Annotated in this window: 14 protein-coding genes; 6 read left to right on the top strand and 8 right to left on the bottom strand. The window is 61.8% G+C overall.

Annotated elements, in window-relative coordinates; genetic code table 11:
* Nucleotides 1-53 precede the first annotated feature (53 nt).
* The 4 genes from IE266_RS04060 to IE266_RS04045 form a co-directional block, all read right to left on the bottom strand.
* The gene (locus IE266_RS04060; RefSeq protein WP_189678740.1) at nt 54-623 is read right to left on the bottom strand and encodes an ankyrin repeat domain-containing protein; all 570 of its coding nucleotides are present in this window, start codon (nt 621-623) and stop codon (nt 54-56) included.
* A gap of 65 nt (nt 624-688) precedes the next feature.
* The gene (locus IE266_RS04055) at nt 689-1171 is read right to left on the bottom strand and encodes a GlcG/HbpS family heme-binding protein (RefSeq protein ID WP_189678739.1); all 483 of its coding nucleotides are present in this window, start codon (nt 1169-1171) and stop codon (nt 689-691) included.
* Nucleotides 1172-1260: 89 nt separating this feature from the next.
* Entirely contained in the window at nt 1261-1869 is a 609-nt protein-coding gene (locus tag IE266_RS04050; protein ID WP_189678738.1) for a response regulator transcription factor, read from the bottom strand.
* Nucleotides 1866-3413 (bottom strand): sensor histidine kinase, encoded by a 1548-nt coding sequence (locus tag IE266_RS04045; protein ID WP_229863880.1) that lies wholly within the window; start codon nt 3411-3413, stop codon nt 1866-1868. Before IE266_RS04045 ends, IE266_RS04050 begins: the two co-directional genes overlap by 4 nt.
* A gap of 334 nt (nt 3414-3747) precedes the next feature.
* On the opposite strand from IE266_RS04045, the gene IE266_RS04040 reads away from it, so the two are divergent.
* From IE266_RS04040 to IE266_RS04015, 6 genes are all read left to right on the top strand, one after another.
* The gene (locus tag IE266_RS04040; protein ID WP_189678737.1) at nt 3748-4164 is read left to right on the top strand and encodes a hypothetical protein; all 417 of its coding nucleotides are present in this window, start codon (nt 3748-3750) and stop codon (nt 4162-4164) included.
* Nucleotides 4161-4691, top strand: coding sequence for a cupredoxin domain-containing protein (locus tag IE266_RS04035; protein ID WP_189678736.1), 531 nt, complete (start codon nt 4161-4163; stop codon nt 4689-4691). The genes IE266_RS04040 and IE266_RS04035 overlap by 4 nt, the downstream gene beginning before the upstream one ends.
* Complete coding sequence (locus IE266_RS04030) at nt 4688-5389, top strand: RNA polymerase sigma factor (RefSeq protein WP_189678735.1); 702 nt, start codon at nt 4688-4690, stop codon at nt 5387-5389. The genes IE266_RS04035 and IE266_RS04030 overlap by 4 nt, the downstream gene beginning before the upstream one ends.
* Nucleotides 5390-5954: 565 nt before the next feature.
* Nucleotides 5955-7712, top strand: coding sequence for an SIR2 family protein (locus IE266_RS04025; protein WP_189678734.1), 1758 nt, complete (start codon nt 5955-5957; stop codon nt 7710-7712).
* Entirely contained in the window at nt 7709-8344 is a 636-nt protein-coding gene (locus IE266_RS04020; RefSeq protein ID WP_189678733.1) for a hypothetical protein, read from the top strand. Before IE266_RS04025 ends, IE266_RS04020 begins: the two co-directional genes overlap by 4 nt.
* Complete coding sequence (locus IE266_RS04015) at nt 8341-10773, top strand: AAA family ATPase (protein WP_189678732.1); 2433 nt, start codon at nt 8341-8343, stop codon at nt 10771-10773. Before IE266_RS04020 ends, IE266_RS04015 begins: the two co-directional genes overlap by 4 nt.
* Before the next feature lie 356 nt (nt 10774-11129).
* Here IE266_RS04015 and IE266_RS04010 read toward each other — a convergent pair whose 3' ends face one another.
* The 4 genes from IE266_RS04010 to IE266_RS03995 all read right to left on the bottom strand — a co-directional run bounded on the left by IE266_RS04010 (nt 11130) and on the right by IE266_RS03995 (nt 15021).
* Complete coding sequence (locus IE266_RS04010; protein ID WP_189678731.1) at nt 11130-12401, bottom strand: TRAP transporter large permease; 1272 nt, start codon at nt 12399-12401, stop codon at nt 11130-11132.
* Entirely contained in the window at nt 12401-12976 is a 576-nt protein-coding gene (locus IE266_RS04005) for a TRAP transporter small permease (RefSeq protein WP_189678730.1), read from the bottom strand. Before IE266_RS04005 ends, IE266_RS04010 begins: the two co-directional genes overlap by 1 nt.
* A gap of 65 nt (nt 12977-13041) precedes the next feature.
* Entirely contained in the window at nt 13042-13983 is a 942-nt protein-coding gene (locus tag IE266_RS04000; RefSeq protein WP_189678729.1) for a TRAP transporter substrate-binding protein, read from the bottom strand.
* A 135-nt stretch (nt 13984-14118) separates the two neighbouring features.
* Nucleotides 14119-15021 (bottom strand): cupin domain-containing protein, encoded by a 903-nt coding sequence (locus IE266_RS03995; protein ID WP_189678728.1) that lies wholly within the window; start codon nt 15019-15021, stop codon nt 14119-14121.
* Between the last annotated feature and the right edge of the window lie 130 nt (nt 15022-15151).

Here is a 15151-nt window from a genome sequence, read left to right as displayed (position 1 = left end):
TTGGAACTTCCGAACCGCGTCAAGCCGCGCCGCGTAGGGGACCGCCGAGGCGCTTACGACAAAAGAGCGTCGAGAACGGCCTGGTGATCCGGACCGCCATCGCCCAGCACAACGGCTTCCATCACGGCAGTCCAGTGCAGGTTGTTGATGTGATTCAGTGGCGCACCCGCATGGATCAGACGCCGCACCACCTCGGCATGACCAAGATGGGCGGCAGCGATCAATGCGGTGCCAAGGTAAGGGCTGGTCACCAGTCCCGGATCGTTGCCGAGTTCGATGGCCAGTGACATCAGTTCGGGATCATCCGCCACTGCGGCGATGGTCACAACATCATAAGCCTGATATTCGAGCGCGTTCATGTCCGCACCAGCCTTGGCCAAGGCACGCAAAGCGTCGTCCCTGGAGGCGAAGGCGGCTACATGTAGCGGCGTTCGGCCTCTGGTGTCGCGAGCATCGACACTAGCTCCCTCCGCGACCAGTTTCTCAATCATGCTGACATCGCCCTGATGCGCGGCGCGGAAAAGACCGTCATAGGCGGCGATTTCACGCGCCGACGGGGCAGTTTGCGCCCAGACCGGGGCAGCAAGTCCGGTGAACAAAGCGATCAGAAGAAAGAGGTGCATAGCTCTACCGTTTTTACAACTTTTGTGAGAACGGGTCCGCACAGACCGTGCGGACCCGGCTTGCCTTATTCGGCGCCGATCGCGTTGAGGCCGGCACGGGCGCAATCCGCGTCGATCGCACCAGACGGTGCACCGCCGACGCCGATACCGCCCACCAGCGACCCGCCAATCCGGATCGGCAGACCGCCGGCCTGGATGACAAGGCGCTCATCCATATCGCGCAGGCCGTTGTTCTGCGGGTTGCCGGAAATGAACTCGGCAAGCCCGGCTGTGTCCCTACCTAGACCGGCCGAGGTGAATGCCTTGCCCGTCGCGCTCGACGCGGTGTGCGGACCGGAGTTATCAGCTTTCAGAAGCACCTTGGTGTTGCCGTCGCGGGCGACAATTGCAACGCTGACACTGTGCCCCTCAGCGGCACAGGCCTCGAGGGCCGCATTTGCGGCTTCGCCTGCCATGGCAAGCGGCAAATAGGGGTTGGTCGGCAGGTCCTGTGCCTGAGCGGCCATCGGCGCGACGAAGGCTGCGAGAAAAGCGGTTGTTCTGAGCATGTCGGCTCTCCTGTGTTGGTGACAGGAAAAGATCTAAGCTATCGGCGCAACCTGCCCTATTCGTAGGTCGACCCGCCGTATCCGTAGAACTACGGACCGTTCCCGACTTCGATCCACAGGCGCGCCATCTCGGCCGGCGAGGTCGTCCCGAGCTTGGCCCCAATCGCCGCGCGATGGCTTTCAACAGTTCTGGGCGAGACACCGAGCGCGCCGGCGATTTCGCGGGTCGCGAACCCGCGCGCCACGAAGGACAGAACTTCCCGTTCGCGCTGCGTCAACCCCGCCAGCAGCGCCACGGCTTCGCGTCGCTCGGCATCGGCCTCGGCAGTCCGATCGAGTGCCATCTGGCCTTTCTGAATGGCGTCGATGAGGTCCTGTTCGTCCACCGGCTTCGACAGGAAGTCGATCGCACCGTTGCGGAACGCCTTGCGACAGGCCTCGATATCTCCGTGCCCCGAGATCACCACTGTCGGCCAAGCCACACCGCTTGCGGTCAGGCGCTCCTGCAACTTGAGACCGGAGATCGCCGGCATCCGAATATCGAGAATCAGGCAGCCCGGATCGAGCTTGGGCAAGGCCGAGAGGAAGTTCTCAGGACCGGGGAAGGTCCGGACATCAACCCCCACTGTCGAGAGAAGCAGCGAAAGCGCGTCCCGGACCGCCGCATCGTCATCGACGAGGTAGACTGGCGCGGTCATGCGCCCGCCTCCCGAGCAGCGCGGACAAGCGGCAGGTTGATTCTGAACCGCGCGCCCTCGCGAGTTTCGATCAATGTCAGATCTCCGCCAGCCCGCTCGACTAGACGAAGGCTAAGCGCGAGACCCAAACCAGTTCCGTTTTCACGTGTCGTCATGAACGGGGTGAACAGCCTGTCCCGCACGTCCGACCGAATACCTGGGCCAGTATCGCTGACGTCGATCACCGCCATGTCTCCTTCCATAGTGGCTTCAACGGTAATTTCGCGGGGAGCCGCTTTCTCCGCGACGGCATCTAGGGCGTTGCGAATGAGATTGAAGAGGACCTGTTCCAGTTCCACGCGATCGCCCACCACCGACAGGGGTGTCGGTGGCACCCGCACATCAAGGCTGGCGTCAAGCTCCGCAGCCTGTCCCGCAAGCAAAGTTCCGGCAACACGGATGCACTCTCTCATGTCGATCGCTTCCGCATTCCGCTCCCTTGGCCGGGTCCAGGTTCTTAGGCGCTCTAGAATGGCGGCTGCGCGCCGCGTCTGTTCGACCACATCATCGAGGATACCCGTGATACGATCTGTGTCTCCCCGCGCCGCAAGGCGCCGGGCCGCCTGCGCCTGCGCCAGGATCGCTGTCAAAGGCTGTGTCAGTTCATGTGCGATTCCGCTAGCCATCTCGCCGAGCGCGTTCACTCGTGAGGCGTGGCTGAGACGGGTTTCAAGACCACTGAGCTCAGCCCGCGCTTCGGCTGCACGCACCTTGGCGCGTTGCCGCCCGATCGCGCGCAGAGCGACCGCACTGAACCCAATCAGGGCAAGAGCGAGCGCCACTCTACGCGGCGGGAACACATCCAATATCGTCATGCGGACCGCGGTCTTCAGTTCAAGTGGTTGCGTCGCACTCGAAAGAGCGCGGGTGAATTGCGGCGAGCTTCCGGAATCTGCTGCACCGACGAGCAGCGTTCCGTCGGGAAGCGCCAGCCAGCGCGTCGCCTCGGTCTGCGTCCAGAACGCGGAATCCCCATCAAGCAGGGCCGCGGCATCGATAACCAGGGCGAGCCCGTAGCGCGCCGCCTCGGAATTGGGACTGCGTTTGACGATCAGATAAGCCGGGCGGTCCGAAGGATATCGCGCCAGGACCGGAGCACCGCGAGAACGCTTCGCAGCTTCGCGGACAAGCGCACCGAGCTCGGCGTCGCGGACCCCGATGTCGAGCGAACTGCCTTGCTCATCCAGCGGCACAAGGGAAATTCCAATGATCCTGGGATAGAACCGCATGATAGCGCCCGCGACCTCTAGAAAGAGGTCGGGCCTTTGATCCTGGCTCGCGACAGCAATGGCGGACAAGGCCGTCAAATGCGCATCATGCTGATCGACACGTTGCGATGCGATGGCGTGAAGCCGCTCGCTCTCCGTTGTCAGATCGGCCAGGCGCGCCCAGCGCTCGAAACCGGCAATCGCTGCAAGCAAAAAACCGCAAACGAATACCCAAACGAACCCCCGAACCAGAGGCTTGCGGAAAGGTTCTCTAAGTGTTGCCGCCTTTCCAGCCATTTGTTCGATCCCGGTTGGGTCGATGCGACATGCGCATCACATATTCTGGCCAAGAATAGCCTGTTAGCAGGATTCTGAAATCCGTAGGACTACAGAGGCCAGACGGTCACGGGTTGCGCTGTCTGCGCTTGCAATATCGTGGAAGCGGCTGGATGGCGGCCCTGGATCCAGATCCGCTTTAGAAAGGGTCAAGGGTAAGTCAGCGAGCAGGCTTCCACCTACCCCGCACTTCAACCAGACGACAATTTCCGGGAACCTTTTCGGTCTCGCTGCATCCAATGGTCAGGTGAGGACAGATCTCACCGTTTGCAGTTCGGAAAAGGACTACCCCATGATGAAACACATCCTGCTGGTTTCGAGCCTCATCTTTTCTTCGGCGACGATTGCCTTCGCTCATGACAAAGAAGCCCTGCGTCAATCGCCGCCGGGGCCGCCATTCGTGCAGGTCAGCGACGCGCTGCCGCTGCCCGCGTTCATTCCGGGTCTCGGCACGCTGTTTGTCGACCCCGCCAGCTTGCCCGCTGGCCCCTTCCTGGCCTACGACCACGACGGCAAGCTGTCGGCCACCATCTATATGACGCCGCTGGAAGAGCTACAGGCGGGTAGTGCGTTCGACGGTCTCGGCCTCGGTGCTCATGAAGTCAGCTCAGTCGACATCTATTACAACGCCGGGCATCCGGGGGTCGAGAAACCCCATGCGCATGTCGTGCTTTTCCACGACGCCGAAGCCAAGGGACGGTTGGCCAAATGAGCCGCATCAACCGTCGGATCATCTTTCTCGGGAGTGGCGCTGCCGCTGCCCTCGGGGTTCCTTGCGTTGCTCTGGCGCAGACCATGGTGGAAATCGAGATGCGGGGCACCGCCCGTGGCGAGCAAATATGGTTCGAGCCCCAAGGCCTGGCGGTGGATCCCGGCACGACGCTGCGGTTCACCAACCGCGATCCCGGCAACAGCCATACCGCGACCGCCTATCATCCGGAGCTTTTCGGCAGGAGACGACGCATTCCGGCATCGGCCAGGCCATGGGACAGCGACTTCCTGCTGCCCAACGAGAGCTTCGAAGTCACGCTGACGGTTCCCGGCGTCTACGACTTCTATTGCCTTCCACATGAGATGGCGGCCATGGTCGGAAGGATCGTGGTCGGGACACCACTTCATGTTGGCTGGGAGGGCCCCTCCAGCGACCGCGACGACATATCCGCTGATGTGCTCGCAGCACTTCCAGCGGTCGATGCCATTCTCGCCAATGGCGTCATACACGCGGAGAGCAAGCCATGAATGCGCAGCCAAGCCTCCAGACACGCATCGTGCGGGATGACACCAGGTCCGAGACAGCCCTGGTAACGGCTGCGCGCAATGGCAGCGAGTCCGCCGTGCGTGAACTGATCCGCCGCCTCAATCCCCGGCTCTTCCGGGTCGCCAGAGGGATCGTCTCGAGCGATGCTGAAGCGGAAGATGTGGTACAGGACACCTATCTCGTCGCGTTCAACAAGCTGGATAGCTTCCGCGCCGAAGCGAGCTTCACGACCTGGATCACCCGGATCGCAATTAATGCCGCCAGAATGCGGCTCCGGCGCCATCATCCGAGCGAGGTTTACGATACAGTGACCGAAAGTGACACTTCCCACGTTCTGGATTTTCCCGGCCAGGGCTCCGAACCCGTCGAAGCCACAATCCTGCGGGCCGAGATCCGGCGCTTGATCGAGAAAGCAGTGGCCGAACTGCCGCCGGATCTGCGGCTGGTCTTCATGCTTCGCGAAACCGAAGGCCTGAGTACTGCAGCCACCGCTGACCAATTGCAGATCAACAAGATCACAGTGAAGACCCGGCTGTTCCGAGCGCGCTTCCTGTTGCGCGCCGCGCTGCAACGCAAGATACGCGGCGGCTTCGAGGAGATTTTCCCGTTCGACGGCAAACGCTGTGCCGACATGGCGAAAAGGGTCGTCGCGGCGCTGAAAGCAGACGGGACACTGTGAGTTGAGAACAGCTCGCAACGATCCCGTCCGCCGTTTTCAGGCAGATCATTTTGCCAGTGCCTTACCCCAGAAAACCAGCCCTTAGAAGCTGGAATTTCCGATTACGTTTTCCTTGTCGGACGACGTGCGGAAACAATCGAAAACTTAGAAGTCCGCGGGTGCTCAGAAAGCTTTGTTTCTTGAGCAGTGCGACGGAACACGCGGAACGCGCAGATCTGCCACAACCCGATCCACCATTCTGATCTTGATGCTACCTCCATCTCGCTTGCGTGGTACCTACCGCTAGCCGAGTAGTTCGCTCCGCTCCGATCGACAGCCTGGACCCGCAACAGCTGTCTACCGGTCTCACGCCAACGCCTGAATGGGCGGAGAGCGGCCATTCGCTGCGGAGTCGATGGACGATCGCTTTAGGGCCGGTTGCCGACCGTCGGGTTCTGGGCATGCGCGGCCGATAACTGCAGCTAGGGAAACGAGGAGAACCAACTCTTCTCGCACTGGACAACGCGACGCTGAAAAGTAAAGTCGATCCCCGAGATGACGCTAATCGCGTAAAATGGAGGCCGACGTGGCGCTGGGGCCGACTGCGAATGAAATCTCTGTGCGAGAAGTGCTTGCGAAATTCAGCGCCGAATTCGCGCCGATGGCGCGAGCAGTGGAAAATGGCGAATTCGCACTGTGGGTCGGCTCTGGAATCTCTCGACAGGCTCCGAGTCTCGGCAATCTGATCGAAAAAGCATTCAATTACATTCGCGAGCGGGCAATTGATCCGGCAACGGCGGCGGCCTATAGTCCGGCACTCGAAGAAGCGCTCATTCTCGCGGAAATCGATCCTGCCAATGCCCAGGCGCAGTACTCGCAGCCATTGGCGGAGTGGCCCGAACACGGCGCCATCATCAATCGCCTGTGGACGAAATACTCGCGCGTGCTCGACATTCGAGTCCCCGGCACCGATCCGGATTTTGTCCTCTGGGATGCTATCAATATCCGTAAGGCATTCGAACACCCAGCCGCGCCCGCTGCGGAGCATTTGTGCATTGCGATCTTGATCCTCGAAGGAGCCGTACAAGCGATCGCTTCGGCCAATTGGGACGGCTTCATCGAGGCGGCGGTCGAACGGCTGAGCAATGGCGTCCAGGGCGTGCTGCAAGTCGTCGTCGACCCCAATCAGTTGCGGGGCCCCGCCGGACGCGCCCGATTGCTGAAGTTCCACGGTTGTATTGTGCATGCCACGCGTGAACCGGCAGTCTTTCGACGATTTCTGACGGGTAGTTACACTCAGATAATGGGTTGGCCGGAAGCGGCCGCGTTCGCAGCAATGCGCAATGCCGTCGTCGGGCTTGCTACAACCCAAAAAACCTTGGTGCTGGGGCTCTCTATCCAAGACAACAATCTTCAGACCCTTTTTGCGCGGGCGCAGGCCGTACACGCGTGGCCATGGCCCTCAGCGCCCTCTTCACCGGCACACATTTTCTGCGAGGACAGTATCCAACAAGGGCAGCGTGACGTCCTGCGCTTGTCCTACGGCGAAGCCTACAATAGCGATCCGGCCGCCGTCCATGAGGCCACGCTATTGCGCGCGTGGGGCGAAAAGGTGCTTATCGCGCTGGCGCTGAAGCTCCTTACGGACAAGCTCGTCATATTCATGCAACTTGGCTTGGCGCCTTTGGGCAAAGTAGACGTTGCTGTCGCTCTTGCGCCCTTGTTGGAAACGCTTCGAGACGACATCGCCGACCTAGCGGTCCCCGATCCCCGGACTGAGAACAGAACCGCCTTCGTAAACGAAGCCATCGCGCTCTGGTCGCGAATGCTCTCGCTCTTCCGATCGGGCACTCTACCTTCCAACCCGGAGGCCTATGAAGCGCTCTGCGGCTCGACACCCAATCTCCTTGTGGCCGACCAAAATGCCCAAAGCATGGGTTTCGGATGTCTTGGGATCGCCTTGTCGCTCCTGCAAAATGGGCGGCAAGCTGGACTTTGGGAGCTGCGCGGGCCTGCCTCGAACGCTCTGACATCGGGTGCCCTTACCGCCCGCGCTCGGCGTCCGGACGGTGTCGACCGACCATTCTTCGTGGTAAAATCGGCAACGGAAGCGATTGGCCTCAAGAGTCGCGGGGCTTTCGCGAACGACAATGCAATCGTTGTCCATGCCGACAACGCCTGGCACCAAATGGCGGGGGGAAGTGTAACTGCGCGGCGTGTTCGGTCCGCTCCGGGTCGAACCGGGCATGTCGGCGAGACACATGTCAGCCTTGGCGACCTGCTCACACGCTGCGGCGATGCCGCGACGCTCCAGCGTGAATTCATTGCGGAGATGATGCTATGAGCAGTTCGCCCCTTGTCCATGCGATCCAAGAGCGCCTCCGTGAAGCCGGATACAGCGATCTGCCGACGCCATTCAAAGTTGCGGGCGTCGAATTTGCTTTCACCGGCGCGATGCGCGGACGCGACGGTCGGGCGCTCGACCTCGTGCTTCTAGTCGACACCACAACTGGCGACTATGGCGACCGCGACGGCGGCCGTGTTCGCCAACGCCTAGAAGCCTTGAGCCGAGCGCTCGACGTTACCGGCTCGCGCTACGTAGTAACCGCGGTTCTCGCCGGTGCCGTGCTGGCGGAAGGGATCGAGGCTCTGTCGGAGACATGCCGGGTACTTCAGGTCGAAGGTATCAACCTCGAAGATCAAGGAAAGCCTGCAGACGACGAGGCCAAACGCCAGCTCGATGATCGAATCCGAGTGCTTCTTCCTCTCACTCTGCCCCCTTCCGTGGTCGAAGCCCAGAACGGCAGCGGCTCCGCTATGGATCAACTCGTTCGCGCACTTCCCGCAGATACCGACGCCGCCCTCCTTGATGCCTTGATCAACGCCTCCAATGACGGGGAGCAGGCAGTGACCGATGCGGTTGCACTGGCGATCGACAGTGCGTTTCAGCCCGTTCCAGAAGAGGACCAATCGTGAGTGACCTCATCCTCAGAAGCCTCGATATCAGCAACTTCCGAAGCATTCGGGGGCAAATCCATGCGCCCCTCGACGCCAAGGTGGTTCTCGTTCATGGCGAAAATGGCGCGGGAAAGACGAGCCTATTGTCAGCTTTGGAATTCGCGCTTACCGGAATGGTTCAGTCGTTGGAGCGTGCTGACCCTGGCTATGAGAAGCAGTTGCTGCATCGTTCTGCGACCGAAGGCAGAGTCTTCCTCAAGGCTTTGGCCGGCACGGCGGAACAGAGCTTCAGTGCAGTGCTGAGCGGAACTGGTCCACAGTCGATCAGTGCGCTTGACGATCAGCGAGCCTCCTTCTTCCGGGAGCGGGTATTTCTGCCGCAAGCACTGCTCGGCCAGTTGCTGCAGATCTATCAAGATGCAAGCAACGACGCAGAATCACCACTGGCGAAGTTCGTGACTAAACTGCTCGGGCTTGATAGGCTGGATGCTCTGGAAGCTGGGTTGAAGCCTCTGGCGGATGTGCGCAATGTCCGCAAGATCATCGACGGCTGGGCGGGTGTCGAGGCCGACAAATCTCGATTGGACCGGCTTCTCTCCGATGAACGCAAAATACGCGAGGGGTTAAGTGAGCAAATCCGGAGTGCGCTGAGCGACCTTGCCTCGCTCTGCTCCAAGCTCCAGCTACCCACTGATGTGCGGGAGGATACGCTAGACAACGTGGCGGCGGTTCTTTCGGAAGGCAGCGATACGGACGCGTTCGCGCGCCTGACGGATCAGCAGCGAAGACTTGCCTCTATCAGACGCGAAATCGACGCGGCACAACGCGCGTCGCTCTCCAATGGCGCCGCCACTCCGACCGGATCGGAGGAGGCTCGCGCGGCGTTTGCACGCTGGGAAACCGATCACGGCGCGCGCGTCGGCAATGTTCGCGGTCGTATTGAGGCCTTCCTACCCGACATCTCGCTGCCAAGCGATCCGGAACGGTTTGCTGAGGTGACGCTAGCGCGCCTGCGCACCGAGAAAAAGCAGTTGGGTGATCGCACATCGCAAGCGCGTGCCGACATAGCGCGGTACGCTTTGGCGCAAAATGAACGCGATGTTTCGCTGCGCCAACGCGATACCATCGATCAAGAACTCGCTCGCATGCCCAGCAGTGCCGGCAGTCTCGGTTCGGCACTGGCGGAGTTGACGTCGTTCATTACCGACAACGTCTGCCCAGTTTGTGATCGAGATTTCGGAGAACAAGGCGAAGGATCGCTCAGCGACCATGTCCACAATAAAGTAAGGACATTATCCGCTTCGGCGGAGCGGCTACTTACTTTGGGGCGGACCCGCAGTGAAGTGCAGATTATGGTCGAGCGTTTAGAACGTGAGATCGAGGCCATTGGAACTCGAAGACTTGACGAAGAAGCGCTGGCCGACCTCGATCGGCGAACGGCGTCAGCGGACACGCTCATAACCGAACTTGAAAGTCTGCATGATGCGCTACGCGAGGGAACGCAATTGCGTGCGGCCGATGTTGCGGCGCGACGCGCTTTGAGCGAAGCGCAGTCACGCAATGTCGCGCTTGCGGCTGCACGCGACACGCTGAGCGACTTTGCCGGTTCGATAGGTGCGCCTGAACTTGAGGACGATGAATCATTCGAAGCGGCCGTAGTGCGGCTGGAAAACCTGTTGGCAGCCGGCGCGACACACCTTGAGCAACGGCTTGCCATGCGGCGCGAAGGCTCTGATCACGTCGCTACAATCCGCACGGCAATCTTACGCTGCGGGGAGGTCGACCAGCGGATTGCGGAAGATCTTGCATCCTGGCAACACGCTGATCAGGCGTTGGCGCGAGCCCAGATCCTTCGCGATCAGGGTAACGCAATTCGCAACGCGGTCGACAAGGTGCGTTCAGCCATCATTCGACGCGAGTTTAATGACCGGCTCAATCGCGTGTGGCGCGACCTGTTTGTGCGGCTGGCGCCGGGAGAGCCTTTCGTTCCCGCGTTCAGAATCCCCCAATCGTCTACCCAGAAACTTCAGCCTAGGCTAATCACCGAGCATCGGGATGGCGGCGAGGCTGGTGGAACTCCGGGCGCCATGTTGAGCGCGGGCAACCTCAATACCGCAGCGTTGACCCTGTTCACCGCGCTTCATCTCTCCGTGCCCAAAGAACTTCCCTGGCTGATCCTCGACGATCCGGTACAGTCGATGGATGACATTCATATTGCTCATTTCGCGGCCTTGCTTAGGACGCTGTCCAAGGAGCATGGACGGCAGGTGATAATTGCTGTGCATGATCGACAACTCTTTGAGTACCTCAAGCTCGAGCTAAGCCCAGCGTTTTCGAATGACAGCTTGCTGACCCTTGAACTATCGCGGGGCCCCCGGAGGGACACCGTCTGCATCTCGAGGCGTTTCTCGTACAAGGAAGAGACAGCGCTTTTCTCGGCAGCATGACCGGTCGCCATTCCACGTCCGCTTCCGGAATGCACGAACGTGCTGCGTAATGACTGAAATGGGCGTAAAGCGGACGTTGCATTTGAAGAGGTCGTGTGTCCGCATTGGGCCGGAAGCGTCATATTGCTCCGCCTGGATGGTCACGGAGTCTGCCGCGGCGCGGCATGACCGCTTCGAGCCCACTTCAACCGATGCTGCAATTTGCACCAATGTCTGCCAAGCGCAGTTGGCGACCTTGCTTTCCGGTTCATAGCTCTCGGGACACTCGAAGATTTCTGCCCTGAGCGATCTATCTGGCCCGCGGGCAAAACAGGTGATCCTGGCTTTCTAATAACCAGTCCTTCGTTGCGACCGCGTCAAAACAGCGCTCGCGGGAAGAACAATGTAAGCTGCGGGACCAGCGCGATCAGCGCCAGAACGACCAGGCAGATCCCGATCAGCGGCAAGGCTTCGCGGATCACCCGCGTCACCGGCTCGCCGGAGATGGCCGAGGCGATGAACAGCAGGATGCCCACCGGCGGCGTCGCCATGCCGATCACGACGTTCAGCACGACCACGGTGCCGAACTGCACCGGGTCCATCCCGATCATCGCCTGGAACTTCAGCAGGATCGGCATGGTCAGGATCAGGATCGAGATCGGCTCGAGGAACATGCCGAGGATCAGCAGGAAGATGTTCAGCAGCAGCAGGATCATCCAGGGGTTATCGGTCAGCGACAGCATCGCGTCGGCGATCAGCTGCGGCACCTGTTCCAGCGTGAAGACGAAGGACACGATGCTCGCCATCGACGTGATGAACAGGATCGAGGCCGAAACCAGCGCAGTGGCGATCAGGGACTCCCAGACCCGCGCGACCGTCAGGTCGCGGTAGATGAACCCGATGACCAGGGCATAGGCAACCGCGACCGCGGCGGCCTCGGTCGGGGTGAAGATCCCCGCCTTGATGCCGACCAGGATGATCAGCGGCAGGATCAGCGCCGGCAGCGTGCGCTTGGTCGCCGCAAGCCTTTCGCGCGCATTGACGCGCGGGGTCACGGGAAAACCGTCTCGCTTGGCCCGATAGGTGGCATAGATCAGCAGCCCCGCAGCGATGCCGATACCGGGCACCACCCCGGCAAGGAACAGCTGCCCGATCGAGGCCCCCGACAGCACACCATAGATGATCATCGTGATCGACGGCGGAATGATCGGCCCCATGACCGAGCTGACCGCGATCAGCGCCGCCGCATAGGCAGGGGGCATCCCCTGCTTCGACATCGAGGGTATCAGGATGGCACCGAGAGCCGAAGCCTCGGCGGTCGCGCTGCCCGAGATGCCGGCGAAGAACCCCGACGACAGGATCGAAACCGAGGACATGCCACCGCGCCGGTGCCCCACCATTGCGCGGGCGAAGGTGACGATGCGCTCGGTGACGCCGCCCACGTTCATCAGGGCGCCGGCCAGCAGGAACAGCGGGATGGTCAGCAAGACGAACTGGTCGATTCCGGCGATCATCCGCTGCGGCAGCATCAGCAGCATCATCGCGTTGCCGGAGAGGTAGAGATAGGCGGTTCCCGCGATGCCAAGCGCCAGGGCGATCGGGATGCCGGACGCCAGGAACCCGGCGAAGAGAATGAAGAAACTGGCCATCAGGCTGCTGCCTCGGTGTTGGGAGTGCTCGGAGTATCGGGCGCGTTTTCGACGAACTGGCGGCGGAAGGTGACGACAAGATCTGCCACCACATGCGCCGCCATCAGCGCCAGGCCGACGGTCACCGACACGTAGACCCACTTGATCGAGAGGCCGAGGGCCGATCCGGTCAGCGAGGTCCAGATGAAATCGATCGCGGGGATCGTTTGCCGGTCAAACCGCGACGCGAAGTCATAGCCGTACCAGGCCAGCACGATCAGGAAGATGATGACCGGCACGGCCATAACCGCGCGCAGGATCCAGCGCCCGCGTGGCGCCAGGCTCGACGGCAGGAAATCCAGCGAGACGAACTCGCCCCGTGAATAGGCGAGCCCGAGCACGAGAAACGTCTGCCAGATCAGCAGATAGCGGCAAAGTTCCTCGGCCCAGATCAGGCTTCCGCCAAGGACGTAACGGTAGAAGACCTGCGCGATCATCACCGCCACGATCAACGCCATGCAGAGCCCGGCGAGGAACCGGATCAGCCGGACATACCAGGTCACAAGGCGCGAAAGCGCACCGGTGCGGTCACTCATGGCGGGAATCCCATAGGCTTGGTTGGCGGATGGGCCGGGCGGAACGGGCCACCCGGCCTCATGGTTTACGACGACGCGCCGGTCGCGGCGACGAAGTTGGCGATCAGCGGGTCCTTGGCGGCCCATTCCGAGGTCAGCGCCGACACGCGCTGGCGCATCGCGTCGAGATCGGTCAGTTCGACGATCTCGACGCCCTTGCCCTTCAGCTGCTCGCGGCCTTCCAGGTCCTGCGTCTTGGCATAGGCCAGCGTCTTGGCGATCGAGCGCCGGCCGGCCTCGGTCACGGCCGCTTTCTCTTCGTCGTTGAGATCATCCCAATACCGCTGCGACATCACCGTGGCCATGTGCCAGGGGTAATGGCCGGTCAGGGTGAAATGCTTGCCGACCTCCCAGAGGTTTTCGCCCAGCATCGATGAGACGTTGATTTCGACGGCATCGATGACACCGGTCTCCAACGCACCATAGACCTCGCCATAGGGCAGACCGACCGGCGCGGTGCCCACCGTTTCCCAGATCTGCTTGTGCAGTGGGACGGGAACGATGCGGGTCTTCAGGCCGGCGAAGTCCGGCACCGAGGTTACGGTATTCTTGACCGACAGGAAGTTGCGCTGGCCGGTATCCGCAGTCGCCAGACCGATCAGGCCCGCCTCGGCCAGGTCCGCCTGGATCTTCTGGCCGACCTCGCCCAGCGCCAGTTCCCCGAAATGGTCGTAGTCGCGCACCAGGAAAGGCAGTTGCCAGGCATTCATGGCCTGCCGACCGGTGACAAGCGGGATCAGCACGCCCGAGACGGCGGTGACATCCATGGTGCCCGCGACGGCGCCTTCGAGCAGCTGCTTGTCATCGCCCAGCTGGCGGTTGGGGAAGATCTGGACGTTGAACCCGCCGGGCATCAGCTCTTGCAGGCCTTCGGCAAAACTGGTGGCCAGGATGTGGCCCGGATGAACCTCGTTCGCCGCGTGGGCGATCCGCATGGTCCGCCCCGCCGCGCGGGCTACATAGGGCATGCTCAGGGTTGCACCCAGTGCGGCGCCGGTCCGGAGCAGAGTTCTTCTTGTAATCATTTCGGGTTTCCTCCCTGGGGGTCGTATCGGCCCGGCCGCGATTGGTTGCGGTCGGGCGGGGGTGTCCGTTGGGCCGGCTCAGTCCGGCATGGGGTAGTCGTCGGCGTTCAGCACCCAGCCCGGTTTCAGCGAGAAGTCCTCGCGCGGCGGGCTGAAGATATCGACAAGCAGGTTCGTCCCCGCGCCGGTCGCACGGGTCGTGTGAATGACCGGCGGCGGGATCACCAAAAGCGAGGGCGACGCCATCTCCAGTGCCTGGTCGTCCCGCCAATCCGCCATGTCGCTGGTCCAGGTCCAGCGGAGGTAATGCGTGAACTCTCCGGCCAGGGCGAGCGAGCCTTGCTCGAAATCGTCGTGGTGGTGTGGCGACATCTTCGAGGCATCTCTCGGCCCCTCGTATGGGTCGAGCACGTTCACCATGAGCGTGGTGCACCGGAAGATTCGACCGAACCGACCCTCCTTTTGCGCGACGTCCAGTGAATAGACCCGCACCTTCCAGCCGCCGTTGGGCTCCGGCCAGGGCTGAAACGGCGGAATATGCGCGCGTGGCACGTCATAGCCCCGCGCATTTCCGCAAGCTTCGGCAAGATCGCCGTTCTGCGTCGAGAAGAGCCGGACCAGTTCGCCGCCACCCGTCACGGTGACGCTGCTGTTGCCGGGCGGCACGAAGGCGATGGAGTAACCCGGCACCTCGGTCCTCTCGCCATTCCAGACGATGCTGCCGCCGGCCTTCGGAAGAAGAACGCAATACTCATCGACCTGGCCGACCCGTTCGAAGGGCATCCCGGCTGCCGCCTCGGAATAGGCCACCAGGAAATTGTGACCGCGATGCAGCCAGGTCTTGCCCGTCGCATCCACGATCTGGGGTGCGGCCTGGTAGAACCGCGCCACCTGCGGCTCGGCCACGAGTCCGGTCTGACTGAGCAGGCTGCCCGCCTTGGCGGGAGCAAGCGACGCGCGGGGATCCGACTTGTCGTACATGGTCTTCCTTTCAGCGACGCAGGCGCGACCGGCTTGGTGTGTTGGGAGGGGCACGTCTGCGGGCTCTCAAGGTGGTGGCCACCCGCATCACCAGCATTGTTGCCGGTCAGCGGGGACCCTTCCGGCCCTG

The sequence above is a fragment of the Seohaeicola zhoushanensis genome, assembly GCF_014656415.1.
Classification (GTDB): domain Bacteria; phylum Pseudomonadota; class Alphaproteobacteria; order Rhodobacterales; family Rhodobacteraceae; genus Seohaeicola_A; species Seohaeicola_A zhoushanensis.
Note: the sequence above shows the minus strand (reverse complement) of the source record. Positions and strands in the feature narration are given on the sequence as shown.